The 24,255-nt window shown below is 63.2% G+C and carries 23 protein-coding genes and 1 pseudogene; 13 read left to right on the top strand and 11 right to left on the bottom strand.

Features of this window, described 5'->3' with window-relative positions:
- The first annotated feature begins 81 nt into the window (after nucleotides 1–81).
- The 7 genes from yihA (at nucleotide 82) to ACMYR2_RS18400 (ending at nucleotide 5,578) form a co-directional block, all read left to right on the top strand.
- Nucleotides 82–735 (top strand): ribosome biogenesis GTP-binding protein YihA/YsxC, encoded by a 654-nt coding sequence (yihA, locus tag ACMYR2_RS18430; protein WP_347263585.1) that lies wholly within the window; start codon nucleotides 82–84, stop codon nucleotides 733–735.
- Nucleotides 732–1,130, top strand: a complete 399-nt coding sequence (locus ACMYR2_RS18425; protein WP_347263584.1) for a DUF423 domain-containing protein — start codon at nucleotides 732–734, stop codon at nucleotides 1,128–1,130. The genes yihA and ACMYR2_RS18425 overlap by 4 nt, the downstream gene beginning before the upstream one ends.
- Before the next feature lie 190 nt (nucleotides 1,131–1,320).
- Entirely contained in the window at nucleotides 1,321–2,217 is an 897-nt protein-coding gene (gene argB, locus ACMYR2_RS18420; protein ID WP_347263583.1) for an acetylglutamate kinase, read from the top strand.
- Entirely contained in the window at nucleotides 2,214–2,930 is a 717-nt protein-coding gene (locus ACMYR2_RS18415; protein WP_347263582.1) for a pyrimidine 5'-nucleotidase, read from the top strand. Before argB ends, ACMYR2_RS18415 begins: the two co-directional genes overlap by 4 nt.
- A 73-nt stretch (nucleotides 2,931–3,003) precedes the next feature.
- Entirely contained in the window at nucleotides 3,004–3,849 is an 846-nt protein-coding gene (gene dapD, locus ACMYR2_RS18410) for a 2,3,4,5-tetrahydropyridine-2,6-dicarboxylate N-succinyltransferase (protein WP_347263581.1), read from the top strand.
- A gap of 8 nt (nucleotides 3,850–3,857) precedes the next feature.
- A complete protein-coding gene (dapE, locus tag ACMYR2_RS18405; RefSeq protein ID WP_347263580.1) occupies nucleotides 3,858–5,027 on the top strand; it encodes a succinyl-diaminopimelate desuccinylase in 1,170 nt (389 codons plus the stop codon).
- A complete protein-coding gene (locus ACMYR2_RS18400) occupies nucleotides 5,024–5,578 on the top strand; it encodes a 5'-methylthioadenosine nucleosidase (protein ID WP_347263579.1) in 555 nt (184 codons plus the stop codon). Before dapE ends, ACMYR2_RS18400 begins: the two co-directional genes overlap by 4 nt.
- Nucleotides 5,579–5,614: 36 nt before the next feature.
- Here ACMYR2_RS18400 and truA read toward each other — a convergent pair whose 3' ends face one another.
- Genes truA through def form a run of 3 tightly spaced genes read right to left on the bottom strand, consistent with a single transcriptional unit; the run spans nucleotide 5,615 to nucleotide 7,886 of the window.
- Complete coding sequence (gene truA / locus ACMYR2_RS18395; protein ID WP_347263578.1) at nucleotides 5,615–6,382, bottom strand: tRNA pseudouridine(38-40) synthase TruA; 768 nt, start codon at nucleotides 6,380–6,382, stop codon at nucleotides 5,615–5,617.
- Entirely contained in the window at nucleotides 6,382–7,326 is a 945-nt protein-coding gene (gene fmt, locus ACMYR2_RS18390) for a methionyl-tRNA formyltransferase (RefSeq protein ID WP_347263577.1), read from the bottom strand. Before fmt ends, truA begins: the two co-directional genes overlap by 1 nt.
- A gap of 32 nt (nucleotides 7,327–7,358) precedes the next feature.
- Nucleotides 7,359–7,886 (bottom strand): peptide deformylase, encoded by a 528-nt coding sequence (def, locus tag ACMYR2_RS18385; protein WP_416193442.1) that lies wholly within the window; start codon nucleotides 7,884–7,886, stop codon nucleotides 7,359–7,361.
- Between the two features lie 265 nt (nucleotides 7,887–8,151).
- Here def and ACMYR2_RS18380 point away from each other — a divergent pair, with 265 nt between their 5' ends.
- Nucleotides 8,152–9,513, top strand: coding sequence for an AmpG family muropeptide MFS transporter (locus tag ACMYR2_RS18380; protein WP_347263575.1), 1,362 nt, complete (start codon nucleotides 8,152–8,154; stop codon nucleotides 9,511–9,513).
- A 67-nt stretch (nucleotides 9,514–9,580) separates the two neighbouring features.
- On the opposite strand, the gene ACMYR2_RS18375 is transcribed toward ACMYR2_RS18380, so the two are convergent.
- The 3 genes from ACMYR2_RS18375 to ACMYR2_RS18365 form a co-directional block, all read right to left on the bottom strand.
- Complete coding sequence (locus ACMYR2_RS18375; RefSeq protein ID WP_347263574.1) at nucleotides 9,581–10,444, bottom strand: DMT family transporter; 864 nt, start codon at nucleotides 10,442–10,444, stop codon at nucleotides 9,581–9,583.
- A gap of 198 nt (nucleotides 10,445–10,642) precedes the next feature.
- Nucleotides 10,643–11,368: an acetoacetyl-CoA reductase gene (gene phbB, locus ACMYR2_RS18370; protein ID WP_416193441.1), complete on the bottom strand. Its 726-nt coding sequence runs from the start codon at nucleotides 11,366–11,368 to the stop codon at nucleotides 10,643–10,645.
- A gap of 145 nt (nucleotides 11,369–11,513) precedes the next feature.
- Nucleotides 11,514–12,692 carry an acetyl-CoA C-acetyltransferase gene (locus ACMYR2_RS18365; protein ID WP_347263572.1) on the bottom strand — a complete coding sequence of 393 codons (1,179 nt, stop codon included), beginning with the start codon at nucleotides 12,690–12,692 and terminating at the stop codon, nucleotides 11,514–11,516.
- 290 nt (nucleotides 12,693–12,982) lie between these two features.
- On the opposite strand from ACMYR2_RS18365, the gene phaR reads away from it, so the two are divergent.
- From phaR to ACMYR2_RS18345, 4 genes are all read left to right on the top strand, one after another.
- Nucleotides 12,983–13,579 carry a polyhydroxyalkanoate synthesis repressor PhaR gene (phaR, locus tag ACMYR2_RS18360; protein ID WP_347263571.1) on the top strand — a complete coding sequence of 199 codons (597 nt, stop codon included), beginning with the start codon at nucleotides 12,983–12,985 and terminating at the stop codon, nucleotides 13,577–13,579.
- A 136-nt stretch (nucleotides 13,580–13,715) separates the two neighbouring features.
- Nucleotides 13,716–15,458, top strand: coding sequence for a DUF3369 domain-containing protein (locus ACMYR2_RS18355; RefSeq protein WP_347263570.1), 1,743 nt, complete (start codon nucleotides 13,716–13,718; stop codon nucleotides 15,456–15,458).
- 1 nt (nucleotide 15,459) lies between these two features.
- Complete coding sequence (locus tag ACMYR2_RS18350) at nucleotides 15,460–16,194, top strand: response regulator (protein ID WP_347263569.1); 735 nt, start codon at nucleotides 15,460–15,462, stop codon at nucleotides 16,192–16,194.
- A 287-nt stretch (nucleotides 16,195–16,481) separates the two neighbouring features.
- Complete coding sequence (locus ACMYR2_RS18345; RefSeq protein ID WP_347263568.1) at nucleotides 16,482–17,093, top strand: sigma-70 family RNA polymerase sigma factor; 612 nt, start codon at nucleotides 16,482–16,484, stop codon at nucleotides 17,091–17,093.
- 138 nt (nucleotides 17,094–17,231) lie between these two features.
- Here the strand turns inward: ACMYR2_RS18345 and putA are convergent, their stop codons facing one another.
- From putA to ACMYR2_RS18325, 4 genes are all read right to left on the bottom strand, one after another.
- Nucleotides 17,232–20,237 carry a bifunctional proline dehydrogenase/L-glutamate gamma-semialdehyde dehydrogenase PutA gene (gene putA / locus ACMYR2_RS18340; protein WP_347263567.1) on the bottom strand — a complete coding sequence of 1,002 codons (3,006 nt, stop codon included), beginning with the start codon at nucleotides 20,235–20,237 and terminating at the stop codon, nucleotides 17,232–17,234.
- A 285-nt stretch (nucleotides 20,238–20,522) separates the two neighbouring features.
- Nucleotides 20,523–20,723, bottom strand: a complete 201-nt coding sequence (locus ACMYR2_RS18335) for a cold-shock protein (protein WP_347263566.1) — start codon at nucleotides 20,721–20,723, stop codon at nucleotides 20,523–20,525.
- Nucleotides 20,724–21,105: 382 nt separating this feature from the next.
- A complete protein-coding gene (locus ACMYR2_RS18330) occupies nucleotides 21,106–22,347 on the bottom strand; it encodes an MFS transporter (RefSeq protein WP_347263565.1) in 1,242 nt (413 codons plus the stop codon).
- A 48-nt stretch (nucleotides 22,348–22,395) separates the two neighbouring features.
- Entirely contained in the window at nucleotides 22,396–22,947 is a 552-nt protein-coding gene (locus ACMYR2_RS18325) for a TetR/AcrR family transcriptional regulator (protein ID WP_347263564.1), read from the bottom strand.
- A 192-nt stretch (nucleotides 22,948–23,139) separates the two neighbouring features.
- Between ACMYR2_RS18325 and ACMYR2_RS18320 the strand changes: the two genes are divergently transcribed.
- Nucleotides 23,140–23,523 (top strand): hypothetical protein, encoded by a 384-nt coding sequence (locus ACMYR2_RS18320; RefSeq protein WP_416193440.1) that lies wholly within the window; start codon nucleotides 23,140–23,142, stop codon nucleotides 23,521–23,523.
- Between the two features lie 186 nt (nucleotides 23,524–23,709).
- Here ACMYR2_RS18320 and ACMYR2_RS18315 read toward each other — a convergent pair.
- Nucleotides 23,710–24,251 (bottom strand): annotated as a pseudogene (locus tag ACMYR2_RS18315) (IS1595 family transposase); the annotation flags it as partial.
- Nucleotides 24,252–24,255: the final 4 nt, after the last annotated feature.

Below are 24,255 nucleotides of genomic sequence, written 5' to 3'. Positions count from 1 at the left end.
GTTCTCGAATCCAGCCGCTCCGCGAACGATCGGCCAGTCCTGCCGCGAATGCGGACGGCCATGCCGGGGAGGCCTCTTCATATGACAACCGGCCTTGACGCGGAACTGATCGAGCAGGGCCGGAGGCTGTTCGCCGGGGACTGGCAATTCATCTGGGCATCGCCGTCGATCGAAACGTTGCCGCCGATGGCTGGCCTCGAGGTCGCATTCGCCGGACGCTCCAATGTCGGCAAGTCCAGCCTGATCAACGCGCTGACGGGCCGCGGCACGCTGGCGCGCACGTCACGCACCCCGGGACGAACCCAGGAGTTGATCTTCTTCGAGGGACCGAAGGGCGCCGATGTCCGGCTGGTCGATATGCCGGGCTATGGCTTTGCGTCGGCCCCGAAGGCCAGAATCGCGTCATGGACGTCGTTGATTCACGATTTCCTGCTCGGCCGGGCGACGCTTGCGCGCGTTTATGTCCTGATCGATGCGCGCCACGGCATCAAGGACATCGACAAGACTGTTCTGGGCACCCTCGACCGATCCGCCGTGAGCTACCAGGTCGTGCTGACCAAGGCCGACGAGGTCAAGGCTGCTGAAATGGCGGAACGTATCGATGCCACCAGGACGCAGCTTGCCAGCCACCCCGCGGCGTTTCCGGATGTGCTGGTGACCTCGTCACGGGTGGGCGACGGAATCCCGGAACTGCGCGCCGCCATGGCCCGCCTGATAGGAGAGCATCGTCGATGACGCACCCCGGCTGGTTTCGAATCATCGTCATTGCGGCGGGGCTGATGGGCGCCGCCGGCGTCATCCTGGGGGCGGTCGCCGCTCACACCGCGGACGGTGGCAGACTTGCGCTCTCGGCTTCATCCATGCTGTCGCTTCACGCCCCCGCCGCGATGCTGGCGGTGCTGCTGGCGGATCGGCAGATCATTCGTCCGCGCATCGGCCTCCTGGCGGCCGGCGGCTTTGTCACGGGCGCGGTCCTGTTCGGCGCGGACATGATGGTGCGTCAGTTCCTCGAACATCACCTTTTCCCGAGAGCCGCTCCGACCGGAGGAACGCTGATGATCGTGAGCTGGTTGTTGCTCGCGATCGCCGCGGTCCTGCCTCGCGCGGCGTCCCGTTCCGGCCAGTCCTGATCCGAAGCCGGCTTTGCGGCCCTGCCGCGGATCGACTAGAGCATGATCCGTTCAAGTTGAATCGGACCATGCTCTAGAAATTATTGTCTGGTCGCATTTTCTTGCGGCGAACCGGTATCCACTTCGCCGGAAAATGCTCTAGAACCAGCTTTCCCTCCGGTTTAGAGATCGTCTTCGAGAGACCAGCTTCATGCCCGATGACTCCCGCATCAGCCCGCTCGATCAGGCGCGCATCCTGTCAGAGGCGCTGCCGCACATGCAGCGATATGACGAGGAAACCATCGTCATCAAGTACGGCGGCCATGCCATGGGCTCGGAGAACGTCGCCCGCCAGTTCGCCAGCGACATCGTGCTGCTCGAGCAGACCGCGATCAATCCGGTCGTGGTGCATGGCGGGGGCCCCCAGATCGCCGCCATGCTGCAACGGCTCGGGATCAAATCAGAGTTCGCGGCCGGCCTGCGCATTACCGACGCCGCGACCATCGAAATCGTCGAGATGGTGCTTGCCGGCTCGATCAACAAGCAACTGGTCGGCTACATCAACGAGGCCGGGGGCAAGGCCGTCGGACTTTGCGGCAAGGACGGCAACATGGTCTCCGCCGCGAAGGCCACGCGGATGCTGGCGGACCCCGATTCCAACATCGAGAAGGTGGTCGATCTCGGCTTTGTCGGCGAGCCCGAAAAGGTCGATCTGACGCTGCTGAATCAGTTGATCGGCCATGAACTGATTCCGGTTCTGGCGCCGCTGGCCACCTCGAAAGGCGGCCAGACGTTCAACGTCAATGCCGACATTTTCGCCGGCGCGGTGGCCGGCGCGTTGAAGGCCAAGCGTCTCCTGCTTCTCACCGACGTTCCCGGCGTGCTCGACAAGTCGAAGAAGCTCATTCCGGAGCTATCGATCAGCGACGCGCGCAAGCTGATCGCCGACGGGACGATTTCGGGCGGCATGATCCCGAAGGTCGAAACCTGCATTTACGCGCTTGAACAGGGCGTCAGCGGCGTCGTCATCATCGACGGGAAAACCCCTCACGCGGTTCTGCTGGAGCTCTTCACCAATCAGGGCACGGGAACGCTGATTCACAAGTGACCGGCGCGCAGCGACATCCTCAACGCGATTTCAGTCATATCGACACATGGGTGTTCGATCTCGACAACACGCTCTATCCGCATCACGTCAACCTCTGGCAGCAGGTCGACGCGCGGATCGGCGAATATATCGGCCAGTTTCTCAACGTCGATCCCGTCGAGGCCCGGCGTATTCAGAAAGATTACTACAAGCGCTTCGGTACCAGCATGCGCGGCATGATGACCGAGCACGGCGTCTCGCCCGATGACTATCTCGCTTACGTCCATCAGATCGACCATTCGCCGCTCGATCCCAATCCGGCGATGGGCGCGGCGATCGGAAGGCTTCCGGGCCGCAAGCTGATCCTGACCAACGGTTCGACCGCCCATGCCGGCAAGGTGCTGGAGCGGCTCGGTTTCGGCCATCACTTCGAGGCCGTGTTCGACATCATTGCCGCGGAGATGGAGCCGAAGCCGTCACCGCGGACCTATCGTCGCTTTCTCGAACGGCACCAGGTCGATGCCGCGCGAAGCGCGATGTTCGAGGATCTGGCCCGCAATCTCGTCGTTCCGCATGAACTCGGCATGACGACCGTGCTGGTGGTGCCGGACGGCACACGCGAGGTCGTTCGCGAGGATTGGGAGATGGAAGGCCGCGGCGGGGCGCCGCACGTCGATCACATCACCGACGATCTCTCGGGTTTTCTGGCGAGGCTGACGGCGCGCCCGGCTTGACAGGGCTGCCTTCGTCCAAGAGAACAGCTGCGGTTGACAAACTGTCATTGGGTAGTAAAGGCGCAGAAACCCTATGCCTACCGCATCGCTCGAAACCATCATCAACGGCGCGTTCGACGCGCGTGAGACCATCACTCCCGCGACCAAAGGCGAGGTGCGCGAAGCGGTCGATCATGCGCTCGGCCTGCTCGACAAGGGCGAGGCGCGCGTCGCCGAGCGTACGGCCGACGGCAGGTGGACGGTCAACCAGTGGCTCAAGAAGGCCGTGCTGCTGTCGTTCCGCCTCAACGACATGAGCGTCATTCCCGGCGGGCCGGGCAGGGCGGCCTGGTGGGACAAGGTGCCGTCGAAGTTCGAGGGCTGGGACGAGAGCAGGTTTCGTGACGCCGGCTTTCGCGCCGTGCCGGGTGCGATCGTGCGCCGCTCTGCCTTCATCGCAAGGAACGTCGTGTTGATGCCGTCGTTCGTCAATCTTGGCGCCTATGTCGACGAGAGCACCATGGTCGACACCTGGTGCACGGTGGGCTCCTGTGCCCAGATCGGCAAGCGGGTCCACATCTCCGGCGGCGCGGGCATCGGCGGCGTATTGGAGCCGCTGCAGGCCGGGCCCGTGATCATCGAGGACGATTGCTTCATCGGCGCGCGCTCGGAAGTGGCGGAAGGCGTGATCGTGCGCAAGGGCGCGGTACTGTCGATGGGTGTTTTCCTCGGCGCCTCGACCAAGATCGTCGACCGCACGACCGGCGAGATCTTCATGGGCGAAGTGCCGGAATACGCGGTGGTGGTGCCGGGCGCGCTGCCGGGCAAGCCACTGGAAAACGGCCAGCCCGGTCCGTCCACCGCTTGCGCGGTCATCGTCAAGCGCGTCGACGAACGCACGCGCTCCAAGACCGGGATCAACGAACTGCTGAGGGACTGATCACGACGATGGAAAACGACGCGCTTTCCATCGCTCGCGATCTCATCCGCTGCCCGTCGGTGACGCCGGCGGATGCAGGCGCGCTGGGCGTGCTCGAGGCGCTGCTCAAGGGCGCCGGCTTTGATGTCCGCCGCATCACCTTCAGCGAACCGGGCGCCGCCGACATCGACAATCTCCATGCCCGCATCGGCACGACCGGCCCTCACATCGTGTTCGCGGGTCATACCGATGTCGTACCTCCAGGCGATGAAGCCGCGTGGACCCGTGGCGCGTTCTCGGGCGATGTGGTTGATGGCTTGCTCTATGGGCGCGGCGCGGTGGACATGAAGGGCGGGATCGCCTGCGGCGTCGCGGCCGCGCTGGACTATCTGGCGGCGCATGGCGGCCAGCCGGGAAAAGACGGCAACGGCTCGATCTCGTTCCTGATCACAGGCGACGAGGAAGACATCGCCGTCAACGGCACCGTCAAGCTGATGCAATGGGCCGACGCGCGCGGCGAGAAATTCGATCACTGCGTGCTCGGCGAGCCCAGCAATGTTGAAGAACTCGGCGACTGCATCAAGATCGGCCGCCGCGGTTCACAGTCCGGCACGCTGTATGTCGATGGCGTGCAGGGTCACGTCGCCTATCCGCACCGCGCCTCGAATCCTGTTCCGGATATCGCCGCGCTGATCACCGCGCTCGTGAGCGAGCCGCTGGATCAGGGCAGCGCCCAGTTCCAGCCCTCCAATCTGGAATTCACCTCGGTCGATGTCGGCAATCCGGCGGCCAATGTGATTCCCGGACAGGCGCGCGCGAGGTTCAACATCCGCTTCAACGATCATCACAATCAGCAATCACTTCGTGCGCTGGTCGAGGCGCGTGTCGCGGCAGCCTCGGGTCATCGCATCCGGACCCGCATCGTGTGGGAGCCTTCGAATGCCGACGTATTCCTGACCGAGCCCGGCCCGTTCACTGATCTCGTGGCCGCGGCCGTTGAGGAGGTCACCGGCCGCAGACCGGAGCTCAGCACCGGCGGCGGCACGTCGGACGCGCGTTTCATCAAGGACTATTGCCCGGTGATCGAGTTTGGTCTGGTCGGGCGGACCATGCACCAGATCGACGAGCGCGTCCCGGTTGCTGATCTCGAAAAGCTGACGCGGGTCTATCGCGGCGTGCTGGACCGTTACTTCGCATGAGCAAGATTCTCGTTCTCACCGCCATTGAAGATGAACTCGGCAGAGCGCGGGTTCCTGACGGCGTCAGGGTGATCTACACCGGTGTCGGCAAGATCAATGCCGCGAGCGCGGCCACGCTGGCGCTGCTGACGCTGCACCCGGATCTTGTCATCAACTACGGGACAGCGGGAAAGATCAACGAGACGCTCCGGGGTCTTGTCGAAGTATCCGTCGTTATCCAGCGCGACATGATGGCGATGCCGCTGGCGCCGCGCGGACGCACGCCGTTTGCTCCCGAGCTTGATCTTCTGAGGTCAGGGCAGGCCGGCGTTGTTTGCGGCACCGGCGACAGCTTTGTCACAAGCTCCGATCCATGGCTGATCGAGAACAACATCGACATCGTGGATATGGAGCTGTTCGCGGTCGCGCAGGTGTGCCGGCGTCACGGCCTGCCGTGGCGCGCGTTCAAGTTCATCACCGACGACGCCAACGACCTCGCGCATCAGGACTGGACCGCCAATGTGAAGGACGGCGAGGGCCTGTTCTGGGATACGCTGGAACGGATTCGGTGAAGGACGGAGCTCGGACAAGTTCGCGCATGACGGCGATCATTGATCCCGCCTGAGGGGAATACTCCCCTCATAATCGACCCGCGCAAGATACAATCCGTCGGGCGGCGCCACCGGCCCGCAGGCTTCGCGCCGCCGCGCGGCCAGCGCGCCGGACAGATCGTCGGCGCTCCAGCGGCCATGCCCGACCCACACCAGCGAGCCCACCATCGAGCGCACCTGGCTGTGCAGGTAGGAGCGCGCCGAAGTGATGATGCTGACATTGTCGCCTTTCCTGATCACGTCGAGCTGGTCGAGCGTTTTTTCCGGCGATTTGGCCTGACATTCGGTGTCGCGAAAGGTGGTGAAATCGTGCTTGCCGAGCAGCCGGTGCGCGGCATCATGCATCGCCTCGGTATCGAGCGCCCGGGGCACGCGCCAGACCCGGCCCACCTCGATTGCGAGATTGGCGCGGCGATTGGCGATGCGATAAATGTAGTGTCGCCTGCGTGCCGAAAAACGCGCCTCGAAGCTGTCGGGCACGATCTCGGCTTCGAGCACGCCGATCGGATGCGGCCGCAGATGCGCGTTGAGTCCGTCGCGCAAGCGGTCCGGCATGAAATGCCTGGCGATGTCGCAATGCGCCACCTGCGCCAGCGCATGAACGCCGGCATCGGTGCGGCCCGCGCCGTGCACGCGGACATCATCACCGCAAATCGCCTTGACCGCCGCCTCCAGCGCGCCCTGCACCGATGGCCCGTTGGTCTGGTACTGCCAGCCGCAGAAGGGACCACCGTCATACTCGATGGTGAGCTTGTAGCGCGGCATCAGACGAGCCGCAGCGGCGGCGTCAGCGGCGTGCCGTTCAGAAAGGCGTCGGCCTTCATCGGAGGCTTTCCCGCGCGCTGCAATTCGAGAACGCGGATCGCGCCATCCTTGCACGCGATGGTCAGGCGACCGTCGAGAAGGTCCCCCGGGGATCCCGCGCCCTTCGCCAGCTCGCATCGCAGGATCTTCACGCGTATGGGCTCGCCGTCGATCGGCATCTCGCACCAGGCGCCCGGAAACGGCGACAGGCCATGAATGTGGCGCAGCACCTCGCGCGCAGGAGTGTTCCAGTCGATGCGCGCCTCGGCCTTGTCGATCTTGGCGGCGTAGGTGACGGCACAGCCGGCTCCTTGTTCGTTCTGCTTCGTCAGGCGCAACTCGCCGCGCTCCAGCGCGTCCATCGCTCGCGCCATCAGATCTGCCCCCAGCGGCGCCAGCGCGTCATGCAGATCGGAAGCCGTCATCGTATCGGTGACGGGGAGCCGCGCGGTCAGGGCGACGTCGCCGGTGTCGAGGTCGGCATCCATCTTCATGACCATGACGCCGCTTTCGGCGTCGCCCGCCATGATGGCGCGGTTGATCGGCGCGGCGCCGCGCCAGCGCGGCAGCAGCGACGCATGCAGATTGTAGCAGCCGTATCGCGGGGCATCGAGGATCGCCTGCGGCAGGATCAGGCCGTAGGCGACGACGACGGCGGCGTCCGCTCCATGCGATCGGAACTGATCCAGCGCCTCCGGCGTCTTCAGCGTTTTCGGCGTCAGCACGGGAAGGCCGAGCCGCTGCGCTTGCCGCGCCACCGGAGTTGGTTGCAGCTTCATGCCGCGGCCGGCGGGCCTTGCTTCGCGGGTGTAGACGGCTGCGATCTCGTGGCCGTGGTCCACGAGTTGCTCCAGGGTCGGCACCGCGAAATCAGGCGTGCCCATGAAAATCAGGCGAAGCGGCATCTCATTGATTGTCCGCGCGGCAAAAGCCGCTTCTATCTCGCGGCGAGCTTGGCGGCCTTGGTGAATTTCTTCATCACGCGGTCGCGTTTCAGTTTCGAGATGTGGTCGACAAACAGCATGCCGTTGAGATGGTCGATCTCGTGCTGGATGCAGGTGGCGAAAAGACCCTCGGCATCCTCTTCCTGCACCTTGCCGTCGAGGTCGGTGAAACGAATCCGAACCCGCGCCGGCCGCTCGACCTCCTCGTAATATTCCGGAATCGAAAGGCAGCCTTCTTCGTAGACCGACAGTTCCTCCGACGCCGACAGGATTTCGGGGTTGATGAAAATTCGCGGCCGCGGGTTAAGTTCGCCGTCCTCGTCGCGCCGGGCGAGGTCCATGGTGATGATGCGCAACGGCTGCGCGATCTGGATACCCGCGAGCCCGATGCCGGGCGCATCGTACATGGTCTCGAACATATCGTCAGCGAGCTTGCGGATCTCCGGCGTGACCTTTTCGATCGGCCTGGATACGAGGCGCAACTGCTTGTCCGGAAGGATGATTATTTCGCGAATGGCCATGCAGGGCGATGTAATCCCCGGACCTGCCGGGGTCAATCCGCGATCCGCTCCGATCACTTGACCTTCACGGGCGGGCCGCGTTGAGCTTTCGTTAACTTTCAGATGTTCCTGTTTGGTCTGCACGCGCGCGGCCGCCGTGGCGTCGCGGATTGCCGCGTTCGGGCGGAACCGGAACTGTTTTTGCCGAGGTCGCGCCGACTCCGGCCGCAGTCCCGGAGAGTCATCTTGACATCTCGCGACCTGCGAATCTGCTAACACCATCCGCATGACCGCTCCGGACGCCGCCACCGCCCCGACCGTATCCGACGTTGCTCCCCGTGCGTCATGGCGCGAGAGCATGGCGGTCTATCTGCAGCCGCGTGTTCTCATTGTGATGATGCTCGGCTTCTCGTCCGGCCTGCCGCTGGCGCTGTCGGGCTCGACGCTGCAGATCTGGATGACCGAATCCGGCATCGACCTGCGCGCGATCGGCTTGTTCGTGCTGGTCGGCACGCCCTATACGCTCAAATTCCTGTGGGCGCCGCTGGTCGATGCCCTGCACATTCCGCTGCTGACGCGCCGGTTTGGGCGCCGGCGCGGCTGGCTCGTGTTCTCGCAACTGCTTCTGATCGCGGCGATCCTGCTGCTGGCTTCAACCGACCCGGCGAAGGCGCCATGGTTCGTCGCGCTCGGCGCGCTGCTGGTGGCGGCGACCTCGGCGACGCAGGATATCGTGGTCGATGCCTTCCGCGTCGAGAGCCTGCCGGAAAGCGAGCAGGCAGCCGGCATGGCCGCCTACGTCGCCGCCTACCGCATCGGCATGCTGGTCTCGACCGCCGGGGCTCTTTTCTTCGTCAGCGCGCTCGAAGGGACGGGTCTGGTTCGCGCCTCCGCCTGGGCGTGGGGCTATGTCGGCATGGCGACGATGGTTCTGATCGGAACCGTCACGGCGCTCATAGCCACCGAGCCCGAGCAATCCGTGCGCGCGGAACTGGCGACACGTGCCAAGGGCGGTTTCGCGCGCGTCATGAACGCCGCGGTCGGCGCATTCTCCGAGTTTATCGCCAGGAAGGATGCGCTGGCGGTTCTGGTTTTCATCGTGCTGTTCAAGTTCACCGACGCGTTTTCCGGCAGCATGACCGCGCCGTTCGTCATTGATCTCGGCTTCACCCGCAACGACTACGCCGCCATCGTGAAGGGTGTCGGCCTTGCCGCGACGCTGATCGGCGGGTTCGCCGGCGGCTTCGTGGCGCGGCGCTATCCGCTGGCGGCGAGCCTGTGGATCGGCGGCATCTTGCAGGCGGTGGCCAACCTGTCGTTCTCATGGCTGGCGATGGTCGGCGTCGATCAGTGGGCGCTGGCTCTCGCCATCACGGCGGAGAATTTCACCAGCGCCATCGGCACGGTGATCTTCGTCGCCTATCTGTCCGCGCTGTGCCGCAATCCGCTGCACACCGCCACCCAGTACGCGCTGCTGACGGCGCTCGCCGCGGTCGGCCGGACCTACCTGTCCGCCAGCGCGGGATTCGTCGCCGAGGCCACGGGATGGCCGCTGTTCTTTATGATCTGCATGCTGGTGGCGCTGCCGAGCCTGATCCTGCTGGCGTGGCTGCAGAGGCGCGGACACTTCGCCGCGCTACAGGCGTAGGGCGGCGGCTAAACAAGCCTGGCCCCAGTTTTACGCGAACCGGTATCCACTTCGCTCGAAAACGCTGTCACCGGATCATGTCCTTCGCCGCGATCAAGCCGCCTCCCGCGATCAGCATGGCGGCGGCCGCGAGCGCCGCGGTCGGCTTCGCGAATCCCGCCAGTATCAGGAACGAGGTCGAGAGCAGCGGCGTCGCATAGGCGGCCGCGCCGAGCACGCGAATGTCGCCGCGTTTCATGCCGATATCCCAGACATAGAAGGCAAGGCCCACGGGACCGATGCCGAGCGCGGCGATCGCGAGCCACTGAGCCGCGCCGTCCGGCCAGACCGTCTGCTCCATGAGCAGATGCGCAACCGCCGCCAGCGCGGCCGTCGCCAGGCAAAAGCCCGCGACCACGTCGGTCGGAACCGAGGCCAGGCGTCGCGACAGCACCGAATACGCGGCCCAGACGAACGCGGCCATGAACGCCGCCGCAAGACCGGATATCTCAGCGTGTTCGAACACGATCGAGGTGTTGCCCGCAAACAGCAGAACCGTTCCGGAAAGTCCGAGGATCGAGCCGATCAGATGATGCGGCGCCAGCCGCTCGCCCGGCAGCATCGCTGAGAACAGCACGATCAGCAGCGGCCAGAGATAGTTCAGCAGACCCGCTTCGGCGGGCGGCGCCTCTCGCAGCGCGATGAAATACAGCGCATGATAGCCGAACAGTCCGCCCACTCCCACGAGCCATACGGACGCCGGCTGTCGCAAAGCGCGGAAACCGCCGGGGCGAAACAGCAAGCTCACGCAGCCGGCAAGGCCGCCGATCGCGAAAGTCATGGCCGCGAGTTGAAACGCGGGGATGCGCCCGGTCGCGACCGTCATGACCGCGAGCAGCGACCACATCAGGATGGCTGTGAGGCCGATGAGCGTGGCGGTGCGGGAGGTCATGATGTCTTCCTTCTCCCCTCGCGGGAGAAGGTGGTGCGGACGAAGTCCGCGCCGGATGAGGGGCCTTGTGTCACGCTGACGCTGTCCCCCTCACCCGGCCGCGTTGACGCACGTTCACCCTAAGAGCGAGTTTCGCTCGTCTCGGCTCCCGCAAGGGGAGAGGGGAAAAGAAGCAGCGTCCAAACTATGCGCCGCTGTTCACGCCAGATACTGACCGCCGTTGACGGAAAGCGTCGAGCCGGTGATGAAGCCGGCGTCGTCGGCTGCGAGGAACACCACCGCGCGCGCGATTTCCTCGGGCTCGCCGAGGCGGGTCACCGGAATCTGCGGCAGGATGCTTTTCTCGATGACATCCTTCGGCACGGCCTGCACCATCTCGGTGTTGATGTAACCCGGGCAGATCGCGTTCACGGTGATTCCGGTCTTGGCGTTCTCCAGCGCCAGCGCCTTGGTGAAGCCGATCTCACCTGCCTTCGCCGCCGAATAGTTCACCTGGCCGAACTGGCCTTTCTGGCCGTTGATCGACGAGATGTTGACGATACGGCCGAACTTGCGCGCGCGCATCCCCTCGATCAGCGGACGCGTCATGTTGAACAGCGAGCCAAGATTGGTGTTGATGACGGCGCTCCACTGCTCGAACGTCATCTTGTGGAAAGCCGTGTCCCTGGTGATGCCGGCATTGTTGACGAGCACCTCGACGGGACCGAGGCCCGCCTCGACCTGCTTGATGCCGCCGGCGCAGGCCTCGAACGAGGCGACGTCCCATTTGTAGACGGGAATGCCGGTTTCCGCCTTGAACGTTTCCGCCGCCGCGTCGTTGCCGGCGTAGCTCGCCGCGACGGTGTAACCGGCCGCCTTCAGCGCTTTGCTGATCGCCCCGCCGATGCCTCGCGTTCCCCCCGTCACCAGTGCCACCCTTGCCATTGCGTCGTCCTCCTAAAGAGCAAGCCGAAATCGTCACGACCGTCCAAAAGACCCTGCAGATTAAAAATGCCCGGCTCGTGACCGGGCATTTCACTCTCAATAAGAACTGCGATGACCCAATATCATCTGAAACGCCCGCTGCCGCTCAGCCGCGCTCGACGCACATCGCGATGCCCATGCCGCCGCCGATGCATAGCGTGGCAAGGCCCTTCCTGGCGTCTGTCTTCTGCATTTCGTGGAGCAGGGTCACCAGCACGCGCGCGCCCGAGGCGCCGACCGGATGGCCGAGGGCGATCGCGCCGCCATTGACGTTGACCCTGGAGGTGTCCCAGCCGAGATCCTTGTTGACGGCGCAGGCCTGCGCGGCGAAGGCCTCATTGGCCTCGATCAGGTCGAGGTCTCCGATCGCCCAGCCTGCTTTTTTCAGCGCGGCTCGGGACGCCGGAATCGGGCCGGTGCCCATGATCTTGGGGTCGACGCCGGCATGGGCCCAGGAGACGATGCGGGCGAGGGGAGTCTTGCCTTCTTTCGCCGCCTGCGCGGCCGACATCAGCACCACGGCCGCGGCGCCGTCGTTGATTCCCGACGCGTTCGCCGCGGTGACGGTGCCGTCCTTTTCAAAAGCGGGCCGCAGCTTGGCGATGGAGTCGGCCGTCACGCCCGCCTTCGGATATTCGTCCGTATCGACCACGATATCGCCTTTGCGGTTCTTGACGGTGACGGGCACGATCTCGTCCTTGAAGCGGCCCGCCTTCTGCGCGGCCTCCGCCTTGTTCTGCGAGGCGGCGGCGAATTCGTCCTGCTGCTGGCGGGTGATCTGGTACTGGCGCGCGACATTCTCGGCGGTGTTGCCCATGTGGTAGCCGTTGAATGCGTCCCACAGCCCGTCCCTGATCATGGTGTCGATCAGTTCGAGGTTGCCCATCTTCACGCCGCCGCGCAGATGCTGCGCGTGTGGCGCCATGCTCATGGATTCCTGTCCTCCGGCGACGACGATCTCCGAATCCCCGTTAAGGATGGCCTGATAGCCGAGCGCGACGGTGCGCAGGCCAGAACCGCAAAGCTGGTTGACGCCCCAGGCCGGGCTTTCCACCGGAATGCCCGCGCCGATCGACGCCTGACGCGCCGGATTCTGGCCCTGCGCCGCGGTCAGAATCTGGCCCATGATGACCTCGGAGACCCGCCCGGGTTCGATTCCCGCCCGCTCCAGCGCGGCCTTGATGGCGACAGCGCCGAGCGCGTGGGCTGGCGTCGTGGCAAGCGCGCCGTTGAAACTTCCGACCGGAGTGCGGGCGGCGCTGACGATGACGACATCGTCCGACATGGACACCTCCTGGAACCAGAGTGACTTGATATTCGATGGTGACACGCCCGCGCGGGCGGTTCGGGATCGCGTTGGATGTATCCTGTTGGCCTCACGAGAGTGTGTCAATCACGCCGATGGCCGGAAGTTGCGCCCGTACATGATCGTGAGCACCTACAATGTTTGAGAATTAACTGTTTTCCATAAAACGGTAGCCGAAGCGTGCTGAAAGTGCTTACTTTGCTGCAATGCGTTACGTGTAAGCCCCATCGTGGACGCCGGCGGGGTCCTCGGTAGGGATGTGTGGACCGATGGCGAAATCAGAGACACCAACCACAATCAAGAAATATGCGAACCGGCGACTCTATAACACCGGTACCAGCACCTATGTGACGCTTGAGGATCTCGCGGCGATGGTCAAGCAGGGCGAGGATTTCCTTGTGTTCGATGCAAAGAGCGGAGACGATATCACCCGCTCGGTGCTGGCGCAGATTATTTTCGAACAGGAGAACAAGACAGGGCAGAATCTGCTCCCGACCACGTTCCTTCGGCAGTTGATCCGTTTCTACGGAGACAGCATGCAGATGGTGGTGCCGAAATATCTCGAACGATCGATCGACCTGCTGACCCGCGAGCAGGAGAAGTTCCGCAAGCAATTGACGAGCAGCTTCAGCGGCACGCCGTTCGCGCCGCTTGAAGAGCATGTCCGCCGCAACATGGAGCTTTTCGAGCGCACCTTCTCGATGTTCAAGCCGTTCGTGCCGCCCCGCGGCGGGGCCGCCGCGCCGGAGCCGGAGAAAACGCCTGATACTCCCGATCCCGGCGACAATATCGAAGATCTCCGCCGGCAGATGAAGGAGATGCAGGATCGGCTGGAGCGGATGTCGAAAGAGCCGAAGAAGGAGTAGGCGCCGGATCCGCGGATCGTAATCGAACAGGCGGCGCTGAGAGCTCCGGACGACGCTTCCATCTCCGGACAAGACCGGTGGGCGGCGGCTGCAACTCACGACCGGCAGGGATGAACAGACGGCGGGGGACAGTACGATGGCCGACCAGGATGACGTCCTCGACCTGATCGACGATTCAGGGGCTGATGGTCCGGACGCATCGGCGGTGCGCAAATGGAAGGTCGCCGTGATCGACGACGATCGGGCCGTGCATGAAGGCACGCGCTTTGCGCTGAGCGATTACAGCCTCAACGGACAGACACTGGATATTCTTTCCGCCTATTCCGCGGCCGAGGGGCGTGAGCTGATGCGCGCGCACCCCGACATCGCCGCGGTTCTTCTCGATGTGATCATGGAGACCGACGAAGCCGGGCTCGATCTTGTCGAGTTCATCCGCAACGACCTGCGGAACGAAACGGTGCGCATCATCCTGCGCACGGGACAGCCGGGACAGGCGCCGGAGCGCCGCGTTATCGTCGACTACGACATCAACGATTACAAGGCCAAGACGGAACTCACCGCCGACAAGCTGTTCACATCGCTGACCGCGGCGCTGCGCAGCTATCAGCAGCTCGAGCGGATGGTGCAGACCCGCCGCGGTCTCGAAATCATCATCGATGCGGCCTCGACGCTTTATGATTTCAAGTCGATGCAGCGCCTCGCCGAGGGCGTCCTGACGCAGCTTGCGTCACTTTTGAACGTCGACTGCGCGGGCATTCTGGTGTTGCGCGACGGCGGCGCTGATGATGACGACTTCTCGGTGCTCGCCGGATCCGGCTGCTACAGGCGCTTCAGCGGGGCGGAGGGGCAGGCATCGCTCGATTACGATCTCAAGCAGACGGTCGAAGACGCCTTCCGGCGCCGCAAGCACGAATTCGTCGATCACCGCTCCATTCTCTATATCCGCACCGGCAGCGGCCGCGAGGTCGTGATCCTGCTGCAGGCCGAGTGCGATCTGTCGGATACCGACCGCTCGCTGGTCGAAATCTTCGGCAGCCGGTTGTCGATCGCCTTCGACAACGTGATCCTGTATCAGCAACTGCAGGACGTGAACGCGCAGCTCGAAGACCGCGTCGCCCAACGCACGCGCGCGTTGATGCAGGCCAATCGCAGGCTTTCCGCGCAATGGCTGCGGTTGCAGCGGGCCAACGGGTTCAAGAACGAGATTCTGGGGACCGTGGCGCACGACCTGAAGAATCCGCTCGGGGTCATCCTGGGAAGGGCCGAAATGCTTGCCGAGCTTGTCGGCGCGGGCTCGTCCGGGGACACCGTCACCGTGCAGATCAATCATATTCGCGACGCCACCAGGCGCCTGATTGCGATGGTCGATGACCTGATTTCAGACGCCATGGCGGACGCCTTCGATATCACGATAAGGCGCGAGCCGGTCGATGTCGCGGCGCTGGTCGCCGAGGTCGCCGAGGCCAACCAGCCTCCCGCGCTCAACAAGCAGCAGACCATCACCGTGTCGGCGCCGGCCGGACAGATCACGATGTGCGATCAGGACCGGATGCGCGAGGCGATCGACAATCTCGTCAGCAACGCGATCAAGTACAGCCCCGTGGGAGGAAGGATCACGCTGCTGGTCGACCACGACGCGGGCAACACCATCATTCGCATCACGGACGAGGGCGCCGGCCTTTCGCCGGAGGACCTGGGGCGACTGTTCGGCCGCTTCCAGCGATTATCCGCGAAACCCACCGCCGGGGAAAGCTCCACCGGTCTCGGCCTGTCGATCGTGAAACGGATCGTCGACATGCATGATGGCCAGATCAAAGCCGATAGCGGCGGCCCCGGACAGGGATCGGCCTTCACCATCATCCTGCCTGCTGCGACCTGACATGAACCGGAATCCGCATATCATTGTCGTTGACGATGAGGCGCCTGCCCGCGAGATGGTCGGCGACTATCTCAAGATGCATGGCTTCGCCATCACGCTGTGCGATGGCGGCCGCAGCTTGCGGGAGGCGATCGGCAGGGCAGCCCCGGATCTCGTGGTGCTCGACCTGAACATGCCGGAGGAGGACGGCCTTTCGATCATTCGTGATCTCAAAAGCCGCACCAACATCCCGGTGATCATGCTGACGGCGACGGCCAGCCCGATCGATCGCGTCGTCGGTCTCGAACTCGGCGCCGACGACTACGTGGCGAAACCGTGCGAATTGCGCGAACTGATGGCCCGCATCCGCTCGGTGCTGCGGCGAAGCGCGCCGAAGCCGGAAGGCGCGCCTGATGGCGCCGCCGCCAGGCCAGCGGATCAGCTTGTCCGCTTCGGCACCAAATGGCTCGATCTGGAAGCCCAGGCCTTGCGTGACGACGAAGGCAATGAACACCCGCTCACGGCATCGGAATTCGGTCTGTTGAAGGTCTTCGCCGCCAATCCGAAGCGGGTTCTGTCGCGCGAGCGGCTGCTGGAGTTGGCCAATGCACGCGACAGCGAAGCCTTCGATCGGGCGATTGATCTGCGGATCATGCGGATCCGCCGCAAGATCGAGCCCGACCCCGCAAAACCGGCGGTGATCCGGACCATCCGTGGCGGCGGTTATCTGTTTTCGCCTTCCGGCGACAAGGCCTGAATCGCCGGCAGCCGCGCGATAGATCGAAAAAATTAAATACAGTCAATCATTTACACGTATTCTAATGGCCCCGATGGGATCGCTTTTCGCCGAATCCTCGCCATGGCCCGCCGCCCGGCTCTGGTCCATCGGACGCCGAGAAGTTCAAGCGCTTCGCCACTGATTTGTTTCGTCGCCGGCGAGGGACGAAACAAATTTCTTCTCCGCGAAACCATTTTCCGCTTTCTGTGCAGACGTTCTGAAACGCGGCACGGCTAACAATCTCCCCAACAATAAGGGGAGCCGTCATGCAAAACGTCATCGCGATCAGCGCCGCCGCTTGCCAGGGTATTGTCGCCGCGCAGACAACCACAGACGAGATGCTTCTCAAGCGGATTGCCCACGGCGACCGCTCGGCGATGCATACGCTGTATTTGCGGCATAACGTTCGGGTCTATCGTTTCGTGCTGCGCAGCCTGCGCGACGCGACGGCGGCCGAGGATATTGTCAGCCAGGTATTTCTCGACGTCTGGCGCACCGCCGACCAGTTCGAAGGCCGGTCACGGGTATCCACGTGGCTGCTGTCGATCGCCCGGTTCAAGGCGCTGACAGCGATGCGTCAGCGTCGCCATGAAGATATCGACCAGGAGAATGTCCGGGAGATCGCCGATGGCGCTGATACGCCCGAGACGTCGCTCGATCGCAGCAACGTCAGCGCCATCTTGCGCGCCTGCATCGCCAAGCTGTCCCCGGCGCATCGCGAGATCATCCATCTCGTCTATTATCACGAGAAGACGGTCGAGGAAGCCGGTGAGATCATCGGTATCCCGCCGAGCACCGTGAAGACCCGTATGTTTTATGCCCGCAAGCAACTCGCAACGCTGTTGAAAGGCGCGGGTCTCGCGACGCTGGCGGCCTGACCGGGCACCTGTTTGGCGGCCGCAACGCGGGACGGCATGTCGCCTTTGACTGCTCAGGTTTTCGCTTCTGATTCTATCAGAAGCGATAAAGGCCCCAGGTCAAGCGAGAGCAGATGCTTGGCTTGAAAACGCTATCATTCAGTCTTCATCGGTCATCAATGCGGCGTTGCCGCCGGCGGCTGCGGTATTCACCGTTACGGTCTGTTCGGTGGTGAAGCGGGTGAGATAGTGCGGGCCGCCGGCCTTGGGTCCGGTTCCCGACAGGCCATGGCCGCCGAACGGCTGCACCCCCACCACGGCGCCGATCATGTTGCGGTTGACGTAGACGTTGCCGACCGGAAGGCGGTCGATCACCGCTTCGATCGTATCGTCGATGCGCGAGTGGATGCCGAGCGTCAGGCCATAGCCGGTATCGGCAATGGCCTCCAGAACGCCATCGAGAGCGGAGGCGCTGTAGCGTACGATGTGAAGGATCGGTCCGAACACTTCTTCAGTCAGTTGCCGCGCGTCGTCCAGTTCGAAAATATGCGGCGCGACGAAGTTGCCGGATGACGACGCAGGCCCTGCGAAATGGACCCGGGCCTCACGCGTCATGCGCGCAATATGGGCATCCAGTCGTTTCCTGGCGTCGCCGTCGATCACCCAGCCGACATGCGTGGCGGGATCCGACGGATCGCCGATCTTCAACTCGCGCGCCGCGCCGACGATCATCTCGATCATGCGGTCCGCCACGTCCTCCTGAACGAACAGAAGCCGCAGCGCGGAGCAACGCTGCCCGGCGGAGCGGAATGCCGACGTCACGACATCGTCGGCGACCTGCTCCGGCAGCGCGGTGGCGTCGGCGATCATGGCGTTGATGCCGCCGGTTTCGGCGATCAGCGGCACGATGGGACCATCCTTTCCGGCGAGCACGCGATTGATGGATCGCGCCACCTCGGTCGAACCGGTGAACACAACGCCCGCGATGTCGCGGTCGGCGACGAGCGCGGCTCCGACGTGCCCGTCGCCCTGGATCAGGTGAAGCGCTGCCGCCGGGATCCCGGCTTCATGCAACAGGCGCACGGCCTCGGCCGCGATCCGCGGCGTCTGTTCGGCCGGCTTGGCGACCACGGCATTTCCGGCCATCAGCGCCGCCGTCACCTGACCCATGAAGATCGCCAGCGGAAAATTCCAGGGCGAGATCGCGGCAAAAACGCCGCGCCCACGCAGACGCAGCGTGTTGCGTTCGCCGGTCGGACCGGGCAACGACTGCGCGTCGCCGAACAGCCTGCGGCCTTCCGCGGCGTAGTAGCGGCAGAAGTCGGCGGCCTCGCGAACCTCGGATACGCAATCATCCAGCGTCTTGCCGCCTTCCCGCTGCAGCAGCGCGATGAACCGCGCCGATCGTTGCTCCAGCAAATCGGCGGCGCGCTCCAGGGCGGCCGCTCGCACAGCCGCCGGCGTGCGGCTCCACGAAGAAAACCCGCTGCGCGCGGCGGCGACGGCCCGGTGCGCATCGACCGGCTCCCGATCGTTGACCGGCACGACTGAGGCGCGTTCAGCCGCGACATCAGTGACCAGCCGGTTCACCGCGGCACGCTCGCCGAATTCGATGCCGCGCGAGTTGATCCGCTCCGGCTGGAAAAGATCGCGCGGCAATGGGATCCTGGCGTGTCCGGCGTTGTCGGCGCTCCCGATGATATCGGCCGGTCTGCGCAGCAGCGTCTCCAGCGGTACATCGGGATCGGAGGCTGTGGCGACGAAGGAGGAGTTGGCTCCGTTCTCGATCAGGCGGCGCACCAGATAGGCGAGCAGGTCGCGGTGACTGCCGACGGGCGCGTAGATGCGGCAAGCGATCGCGGGGCGATCCTTGCAGAGCACGCCGTAGAGCGTTTCGCCCATGCCGTGCAGGCGCTGGAATTCGAAGCCGGTCTCTCCGCCCGTCAGTTCGAGCAACGTTGCGACGGTGAGGGCGTTGTGGGTCGCGAATTGCGGAAACAGGCGCGGGCGTAGCGCCAGCAGTTTTCGCGCGCAGGCGAGGTAATTCAGGTCCGTCATCGCCTTGCGGGTGAACACGGGATAGCCTTCGATCCCTCGCTCCTGCGCGCGCTTGATCTCGGTGTCCCAGTATGCGCCTTTCACCAGGCGAACCATCATCCGCCGGTTCAGGGCTCGTGCGAGATCGTCGATATAGTCGATCACCGCGCCGGCGCGTTTCTGATAGGCCTGGACGGCGAGGCCGAAGCCGCTCCAGCCGGCGAGCGAGCGGTCGGCGGCAATGGCGGCCACCACGTCGAGCGAAAGCTCCAGCCGATCGGCTTCCTCCGCATCGACCGTGAAGGCGAGATCGAGCGCCTTGGCGCGCCGGGCAAGGTCGATGGCGCGCGGCACCAGCTCCGCCATCACCCGTCCCTGGCTGACCGCCTCATAGCGCGGATGCAGCGCCGACAGCTTGACCGAAATGCCGGGGCGGTCGGGCAGCGGATTGTCGCCGGCGCCGCGTCCGATCGCCTCGATGGCGGCGGCGTAGGAATCGAAATAGCGGTCCGCGTCCGCGGCGGTGCGCGCGCCCTCGCCGAGCATGTCGAAGGAGTAGCGGGTGCATCCCGCCGAATGGGCGTGCGCCCGTTCGAGCGCAGACTCGATGGTCTCGCCCAGCACGAAGTGACTTCCCATCAGCCGCATCGCCTGCCGGGTCGCCGCGCGGATCGCCGGAACGCCGAGCCGCTTGGCAAGCCGCCCGATGGTTCCCTGCGGCGTTTCGCCAGGCTGGATGACCCGCGCCGACAATCCAAGCGCCCAGGCGGAGGCGTTGACGAGGAAGGCGCTGGATCGGGTCTCGTGGTGGATGAAGTCACCCTGCCCGAGCCGGTCTTCGATGAATCTGTCCGCGGTCTCGGCATCAGGCACCCGCAGCAGCGCCTCGGCGAGCACCATCAGCGCGAGCCCCTCTTTGGTCGAGAGTGCAAATTCGCGCAGCATGTCCTCGACGCCGCCCAGCGGGTCGTCGGTCTGCCTGATGGAGTCGATCAGGCGCCGCGCCATCCGATCGGTCCGCGCTTCCTGTTCAGGCGTCAGCCGGGCCTCTGCGAGCAGCCGCTCCGCAAGGGGCCGGTCATCCGGGGCATAGGGGACCGAGAATGGTGGCGGAAGCTGGGGCGACATCGGCGATCCCCGGATCAGGATGATTCTGGATTGAACCGATACAAGCTGAGGAAGGTGATCTGTTCCCCGATCTGGAGCGGGAGCATGTGAGATCCCCGGCCGCTTCCTGCGCGACCTCGCCATGAGGATCCCGATATCATGGGATCCCTACAATCATCGCCGGCGGGTTCAGTCTGCGCGGTGAGCGGAGACCTGATGGCGTCGGCGGAGCCGATGTCGTTCGCACCGGAATGCACCGCGTTGCAAGCGCGCGCTTCTATCCGGGTCTGATGGATCGTGGTCGCGTCAAACCTTCAGGTTTTCGGCCGAAGTCTTGCCCCGGTTGGCAACTTCCTCGAATTCAACGCTCTGGCCCTCATTCAGCGTGGAAAGACCGGCTCTTTCGACGGCTGAAATATGGACGAACACATCCTTGCCACCTCCGGCCGGCTGGATGAAACCATAACCTTTGGTCGGGTTGAACCACTTCACAGTACCCTTAGCCATTCCCAAGTCTCCGCAGGATTGAAACAGTCGTCGGTCCCCGGGAAACCGGCTTGTCCGACGGCGCACGCACGATACGCGGTCTCGGGGCGGCTTGATAGATCAAACACACAGGCGGCAATACTTGGGGGAAATTCTGCGGAGCATAGGTAGAATTTTGCCACAATTCATCGCCTCCGCAGCATGGTTTGAATAAGAAGCTGTAAGCCGCGTGCCAGGCTTAACTTTTTGATCTGGCATGATCTTATCCGAGAACCGGTTCTCCCTTCGCGGGATCATGCTCTATAGCGTTTTCGAGCGAAGCGGGCACCGGTTCGCGTGAAGAAAACGCGTTAAAACAATAATCTAGAGATTCGCTTCTGATTCAATCAGAAGCGAAAAAGCTCTAGCCGGGCGCTGGATTTGGCTTCAGAGGAACCGGCCCGCCAGGGCTGCGGATAAGACTTGTCGATGCCGCGCCGATCAGGAGCAGAATCGCGGCCGACCAGAACGCCACCGCGTAGCTTCCCGTCTCGACCCGCAAATAGCCGCCGAGATAAACGGCGATGGCCGCGAGTATCTGATGCAGGAACCATACGGTCCCGAGTATGCTCCCCATGGCGTTTGCGCCGAACAGGTCTCCGATCAGGCCGGTCTTCAACGGAATGATGGGCATGGACGACAGGCCATAGACAAGAGCGAACGCATAGAGTTGCCAAACCTCCGTCGAGACGGCGAGGAAGGCAAGCGAGAGCGCGCGGACCAGATAGAGGCCGATCAGCAGGTTCTTCTTGCCGGCCCGTCCGGCCAGTTGGCCGCATACCCACATCGAAACCGCGCTTGCGCCAGCCGCGAGGCCGAGAACCTGTCCGCCCGTGGCAAGGTTCGCCCCGAGATCGACGGCGAAACGCGGTAGATGGATCACGACGAGATAAAGCGAGTATCCGCAGGTCACGAAGCCGAAGGTGGCTGCCCAGAAATCCGAGCTTCTGACGGCTTGTGAAAGCGAGGCTGATTTCGGCGGCGTGAAGGTGGAAAGCTCGTCGCCGTCCGGCGCCTGGTTGATTTTGTCCGGCGAACTGTGCGCAACGAACAGAACCAGCGGGACAATCACCACGATCATCAGAACGCCGAGCCCAAGAAATGCTCCGCGAAAACCGGAGACGACGATAAGCCATCCTGTAAGCGGAAGGAAAACAAGCTGGCCGATATTCATGCCCATCGCGCTTCGAGCCAGCATCCTTGCTCGTCCCCGGACGTACCATCGCGCGACGAGGACCGAATTGGCCATGGACCCGCAGCCGGCAAAGCCGATCGCGGCGAGCACTCCATAGTAAAGGTAGAACTCCCAAACCGTTGAGATCGTCGAGGACAACAGAAAGGCTGTTCCCATGAGGGCGGCGCTTGTCACGATGATGGGCTTGGGACCGAAACGGTCGATCAGCCGCCCCATGAGCGGCTGGAAGATCCCCCATACGATCATGTTGAGAGCCGCCGCTGAACTCAATGCGGCGAGTCCCCACCCGTACTCCTGAGCCAGCGGCGCGAAAAACTGGCCGCCGCTCAGGTTGAGGCCGAATGCTCCCATGAGCGTCACGAAGGCGATGGCGACGATCCATGGTCCGTGGAAATGCTGCGTTTTCTGCATGTTGTTTCCATATACTACCGGCCATACGGTAGGTTTTTTGTGAAAAATTTAGGGAAGCGTCCTGATGCTCGTCTCAAGCGCCCGGCGCAGATGTCGGGGATCGTGGTAGAGGCGCATCATCATGATCGCCCCCTGGATGTGCGCGACCGAATCGAAAGCCAGATCGCGCGCCTTGCTCTCCCCATGCTCCGGGGTGAGCAGATGAGCGATGGCTTTTGCCCAGTCGTCAAAATAAGCGCGCAACGGCGTCTGGAAGCGCGGCGCGCGTTCCGTCAGCGCCAGCGCGAAATTTCCCAGGAGGCATCCGCCCTCCCGGCCGTCGAAGTAGCTGAACGTCGCGTCGCAGAGCGTATGGAGCCGTTGTCTGGCGTCGGCCTCGTTGCGGTAGGCGACAATAAAGATGTGCTTCCGAAAATGCTCGTGGATGCGTTCGATGGCCGCCAGCACCAGGCCATCCTTCTCCGGGAAGTGGTGATAGAGGCTGGCCTTGCGGATTCCGCAGGCATCCGCGATCTGCGCCATCGACGTATCGTCGTAGCCACCGATCCGGAAAAGTTCGGCGGCGCGAGTTACGATCTCGTTGCGCTCAATCTTGGCCATCAAAATCCTACCGTACGGCAGGTAGCCTATCAGTTTGCCCGGAGACTTCAACGGGAAATTCGCTGGCAAAGAACTTAGCTTCAAAAGGCTTATCCCAATGCTATACTTTGCGTACCCAGATGGCCGGTGCTACCGTGAGTAGCACCGGGGGATTCGTGCCCGGCTCACATTTCTGGTGGAGCGGGAAAAAATATGCTCAGGGTTGCATTGCCGTACATTTTTGAGATCGCGGAGCAACTCGAAGGATTGTCGCGCCTTCCTGACGCAGATGCCACGCTCGATGATGTTTTTATGCCGTTATATATTGGATCGTCCGCGATCCAGGGATTGAGCAACAGCATCTATCTAAATGCTTTGAGGCAATCGAAGAAGGGAGATGAAAAGATTCTAGCCGCGCTCAAGCAAATGACCGACCTGCACCGCAATCCGCTAATCCATCCTGAGGTTATATTGACGACCGACGAGTCAATTGCCACGCTTGGAATTGCAAGAAGCGTTATCACCGCAATGCTTGCGGTACTGCCGGTTCAACCGCCAACGACAACTACGGCTGCCGCCGCTTCGGCGGCTCCTTAGATACAACTATTCTTCGGAAGTGATTCCCGAACAGTTCCCCGCTCTCATCAACGCCAAGGTCCCGAGCAGTTTCTATGAACCGCTCGAATTGCTTTTCATCGCGTGCTTTCTCTTTCGGTGCTGCTTTTTTCTTAGCGCCGCGAGCTTTGGGCTTTTGAGCCATCCTATTTCACCTTTTACTAGCCGTTTGCCGCCGCGCTCAACGAGGGAGACGATAGTGCGCTTGCTGGCCGGTCCGGCCATGCGTGGTAAACGGACGACCCTTTCGCTGCGGCGAATTTTTTCTTCGGTCGGTCCAAAAACATTTTTCATCGACCTCCACGATCCCCGCCAGCGCCGCTCGTAGGAGCCAAGCCGCCGTCTCGTATAGCTTCGCGGACGCGATGAGAAATGAACCACGCGGTTTTGAGAGTACAGCCAAGGGTGCGGTGAAGCTGGTTAGAGCTAATGCCCTTCTTTGAGGAAGAAAGCAGATAGATGGCTTGCAGCCACAGGTGCATAGGAACGTGACTAGACTCGAAAATAGTCCCAACCTTTACGGTGAAGGGCTTGCGGCACTGGTAGCACTTGTAAGCGCCGATCCGGGTGGACTTGCCGCCCATCTTGGAAATGCGCTCCACGCCGCCACAATGAGGGCATACGGGACCGTTCGGCCAGATACGGGCTTCAACCCAAGCGTAGGCCGCTTCCTCGTTTTGCAAATGCTTGTCGTTCAAAAAGGACCTCATGACT

Origin of the sequence: Nitrobacter sp. TKz-YC01 (genome assembly GCF_047824785.1) — a bacterium.
Taxonomy (GTDB): domain Bacteria; phylum Pseudomonadota; class Alphaproteobacteria; order Rhizobiales; family Xanthobacteraceae; genus Nitrobacter.
Note: the sequence above shows the minus strand (reverse complement) of the source record. Positions and strands in the feature narration are given on the sequence as shown.

Excerpts from the sequence above, each read along its gene's own strand:
- ACMYR2_RS18330 (WP_347263565.1), bottom strand. The coding sequence starts at position 22,347 with ATGCAGAAAACGCAGCATTTCCACGGACCATGGATCGTCGCCATCGCC.
- ACMYR2_RS18325 (WP_347263564.1), bottom strand. The coding sequence starts at position 22,947 with ATGGCCAAGATTGAGCGCAACGAGATCGTAACTCGCGCCGCCGAACTT.
- ACMYR2_RS18380 (WP_347263575.1), top strand. The coding sequence starts at position 8,152 with ATGACCGCTCCGGACGCCGCCACCGCCCCGACCGTATCCGACGTTGCT.
- phbB (WP_416193441.1), bottom strand. The coding sequence starts at position 11,368 with ATGGCAAGGGTGGCACTGGTGACGGGGGGAACGCGAGGCATCGGCGGG.
- ACMYR2_RS18400 (WP_347263579.1), top strand. The coding sequence starts at position 5,024 with ATGAGCAAGATTCTCGTTCTCACCGCCATTGAAGATGAACTCGGCAGA.
- ACMYR2_RS18345 (WP_347263568.1), top strand. The coding sequence starts at position 16,482 with ATGCAAAACGTCATCGCGATCAGCGCCGCCGCTTGCCAGGGTATTGTC.
- argB (WP_347263583.1), top strand. The coding sequence starts at position 1,321 with ATGCCCGATGACTCCCGCATCAGCCCGCTCGATCAGGCGCGCATCCTG.
- phaR (WP_347263571.1), top strand. The coding sequence starts at position 12,983 with ATGGCGAAATCAGAGACACCAACCACAATCAAGAAATATGCGAACCGG.
- truA (WP_347263578.1), bottom strand. The coding sequence starts at position 6,382 with ATGCCGCGCTACAAGCTCACCATCGAGTATGACGGTGGTCCCTTCTGC.
- yihA (WP_347263585.1), top strand. The coding sequence starts at position 82 with ATGACAACCGGCCTTGACGCGGAACTGATCGAGCAGGGCCGGAGGCTG.
- ACMYR2_RS18350 (WP_347263569.1), top strand. The coding sequence starts at position 15,460 with ATGAACCGGAATCCGCATATCATTGTCGTTGACGATGAGGCGCCTGCC.
- fmt (WP_347263577.1), bottom strand. The coding sequence starts at position 7,326 with ATGCCGCTTCGCCTGATTTTCATGGGCACGCCTGATTTCGCGGTGCCG.
- ACMYR2_RS18365 (WP_347263572.1), bottom strand. The coding sequence starts at position 12,692 with ATGTCGGACGATGTCGTCATCGTCAGCGCCGCCCGCACTCCGGTCGGA.
- dapD (WP_347263581.1), top strand. The coding sequence starts at position 3,004 with ATGCCTACCGCATCGCTCGAAACCATCATCAACGGCGCGTTCGACGCG.
- ACMYR2_RS18375 (WP_347263574.1), bottom strand. The coding sequence starts at position 10,444 with ATGACCTCCCGCACCGCCACGCTCATCGGCCTCACAGCCATCCTGATG.
- ACMYR2_RS18320 (WP_416193440.1), top strand. The coding sequence starts at position 23,140 with ATGCTCAGGGTTGCATTGCCGTACATTTTTGAGATCGCGGAGCAACTC.
- ACMYR2_RS18355 (WP_347263570.1), top strand. The coding sequence starts at position 13,716 with ATGGCCGACCAGGATGACGTCCTCGACCTGATCGACGATTCAGGGGCT.
- dapE (WP_347263580.1), top strand. The coding sequence starts at position 3,858 with ATGGAAAACGACGCGCTTTCCATCGCTCGCGATCTCATCCGCTGCCCG.
- putA (WP_347263567.1), bottom strand. The coding sequence starts at position 20,237 with ATGTCGCCCCAGCTTCCGCCACCATTCTCGGTCCCCTATGCCCCGGAT.
- ACMYR2_RS18425 (WP_347263584.1), top strand. The coding sequence starts at position 732 with ATGACGCACCCCGGCTGGTTTCGAATCATCGTCATTGCGGCGGGGCTG.
- def (WP_416193442.1), bottom strand. The coding sequence starts at position 7,886 with ATGGCCATTCGCGAAATAATCATCCTTCCGGACAAGCAGTTGCGCCTC.
- ACMYR2_RS18335 (WP_347263566.1), bottom strand. The coding sequence starts at position 20,723 with ATGGCTAAGGGTACTGTGAAGTGGTTCAACCCGACCAAAGGTTATGGT.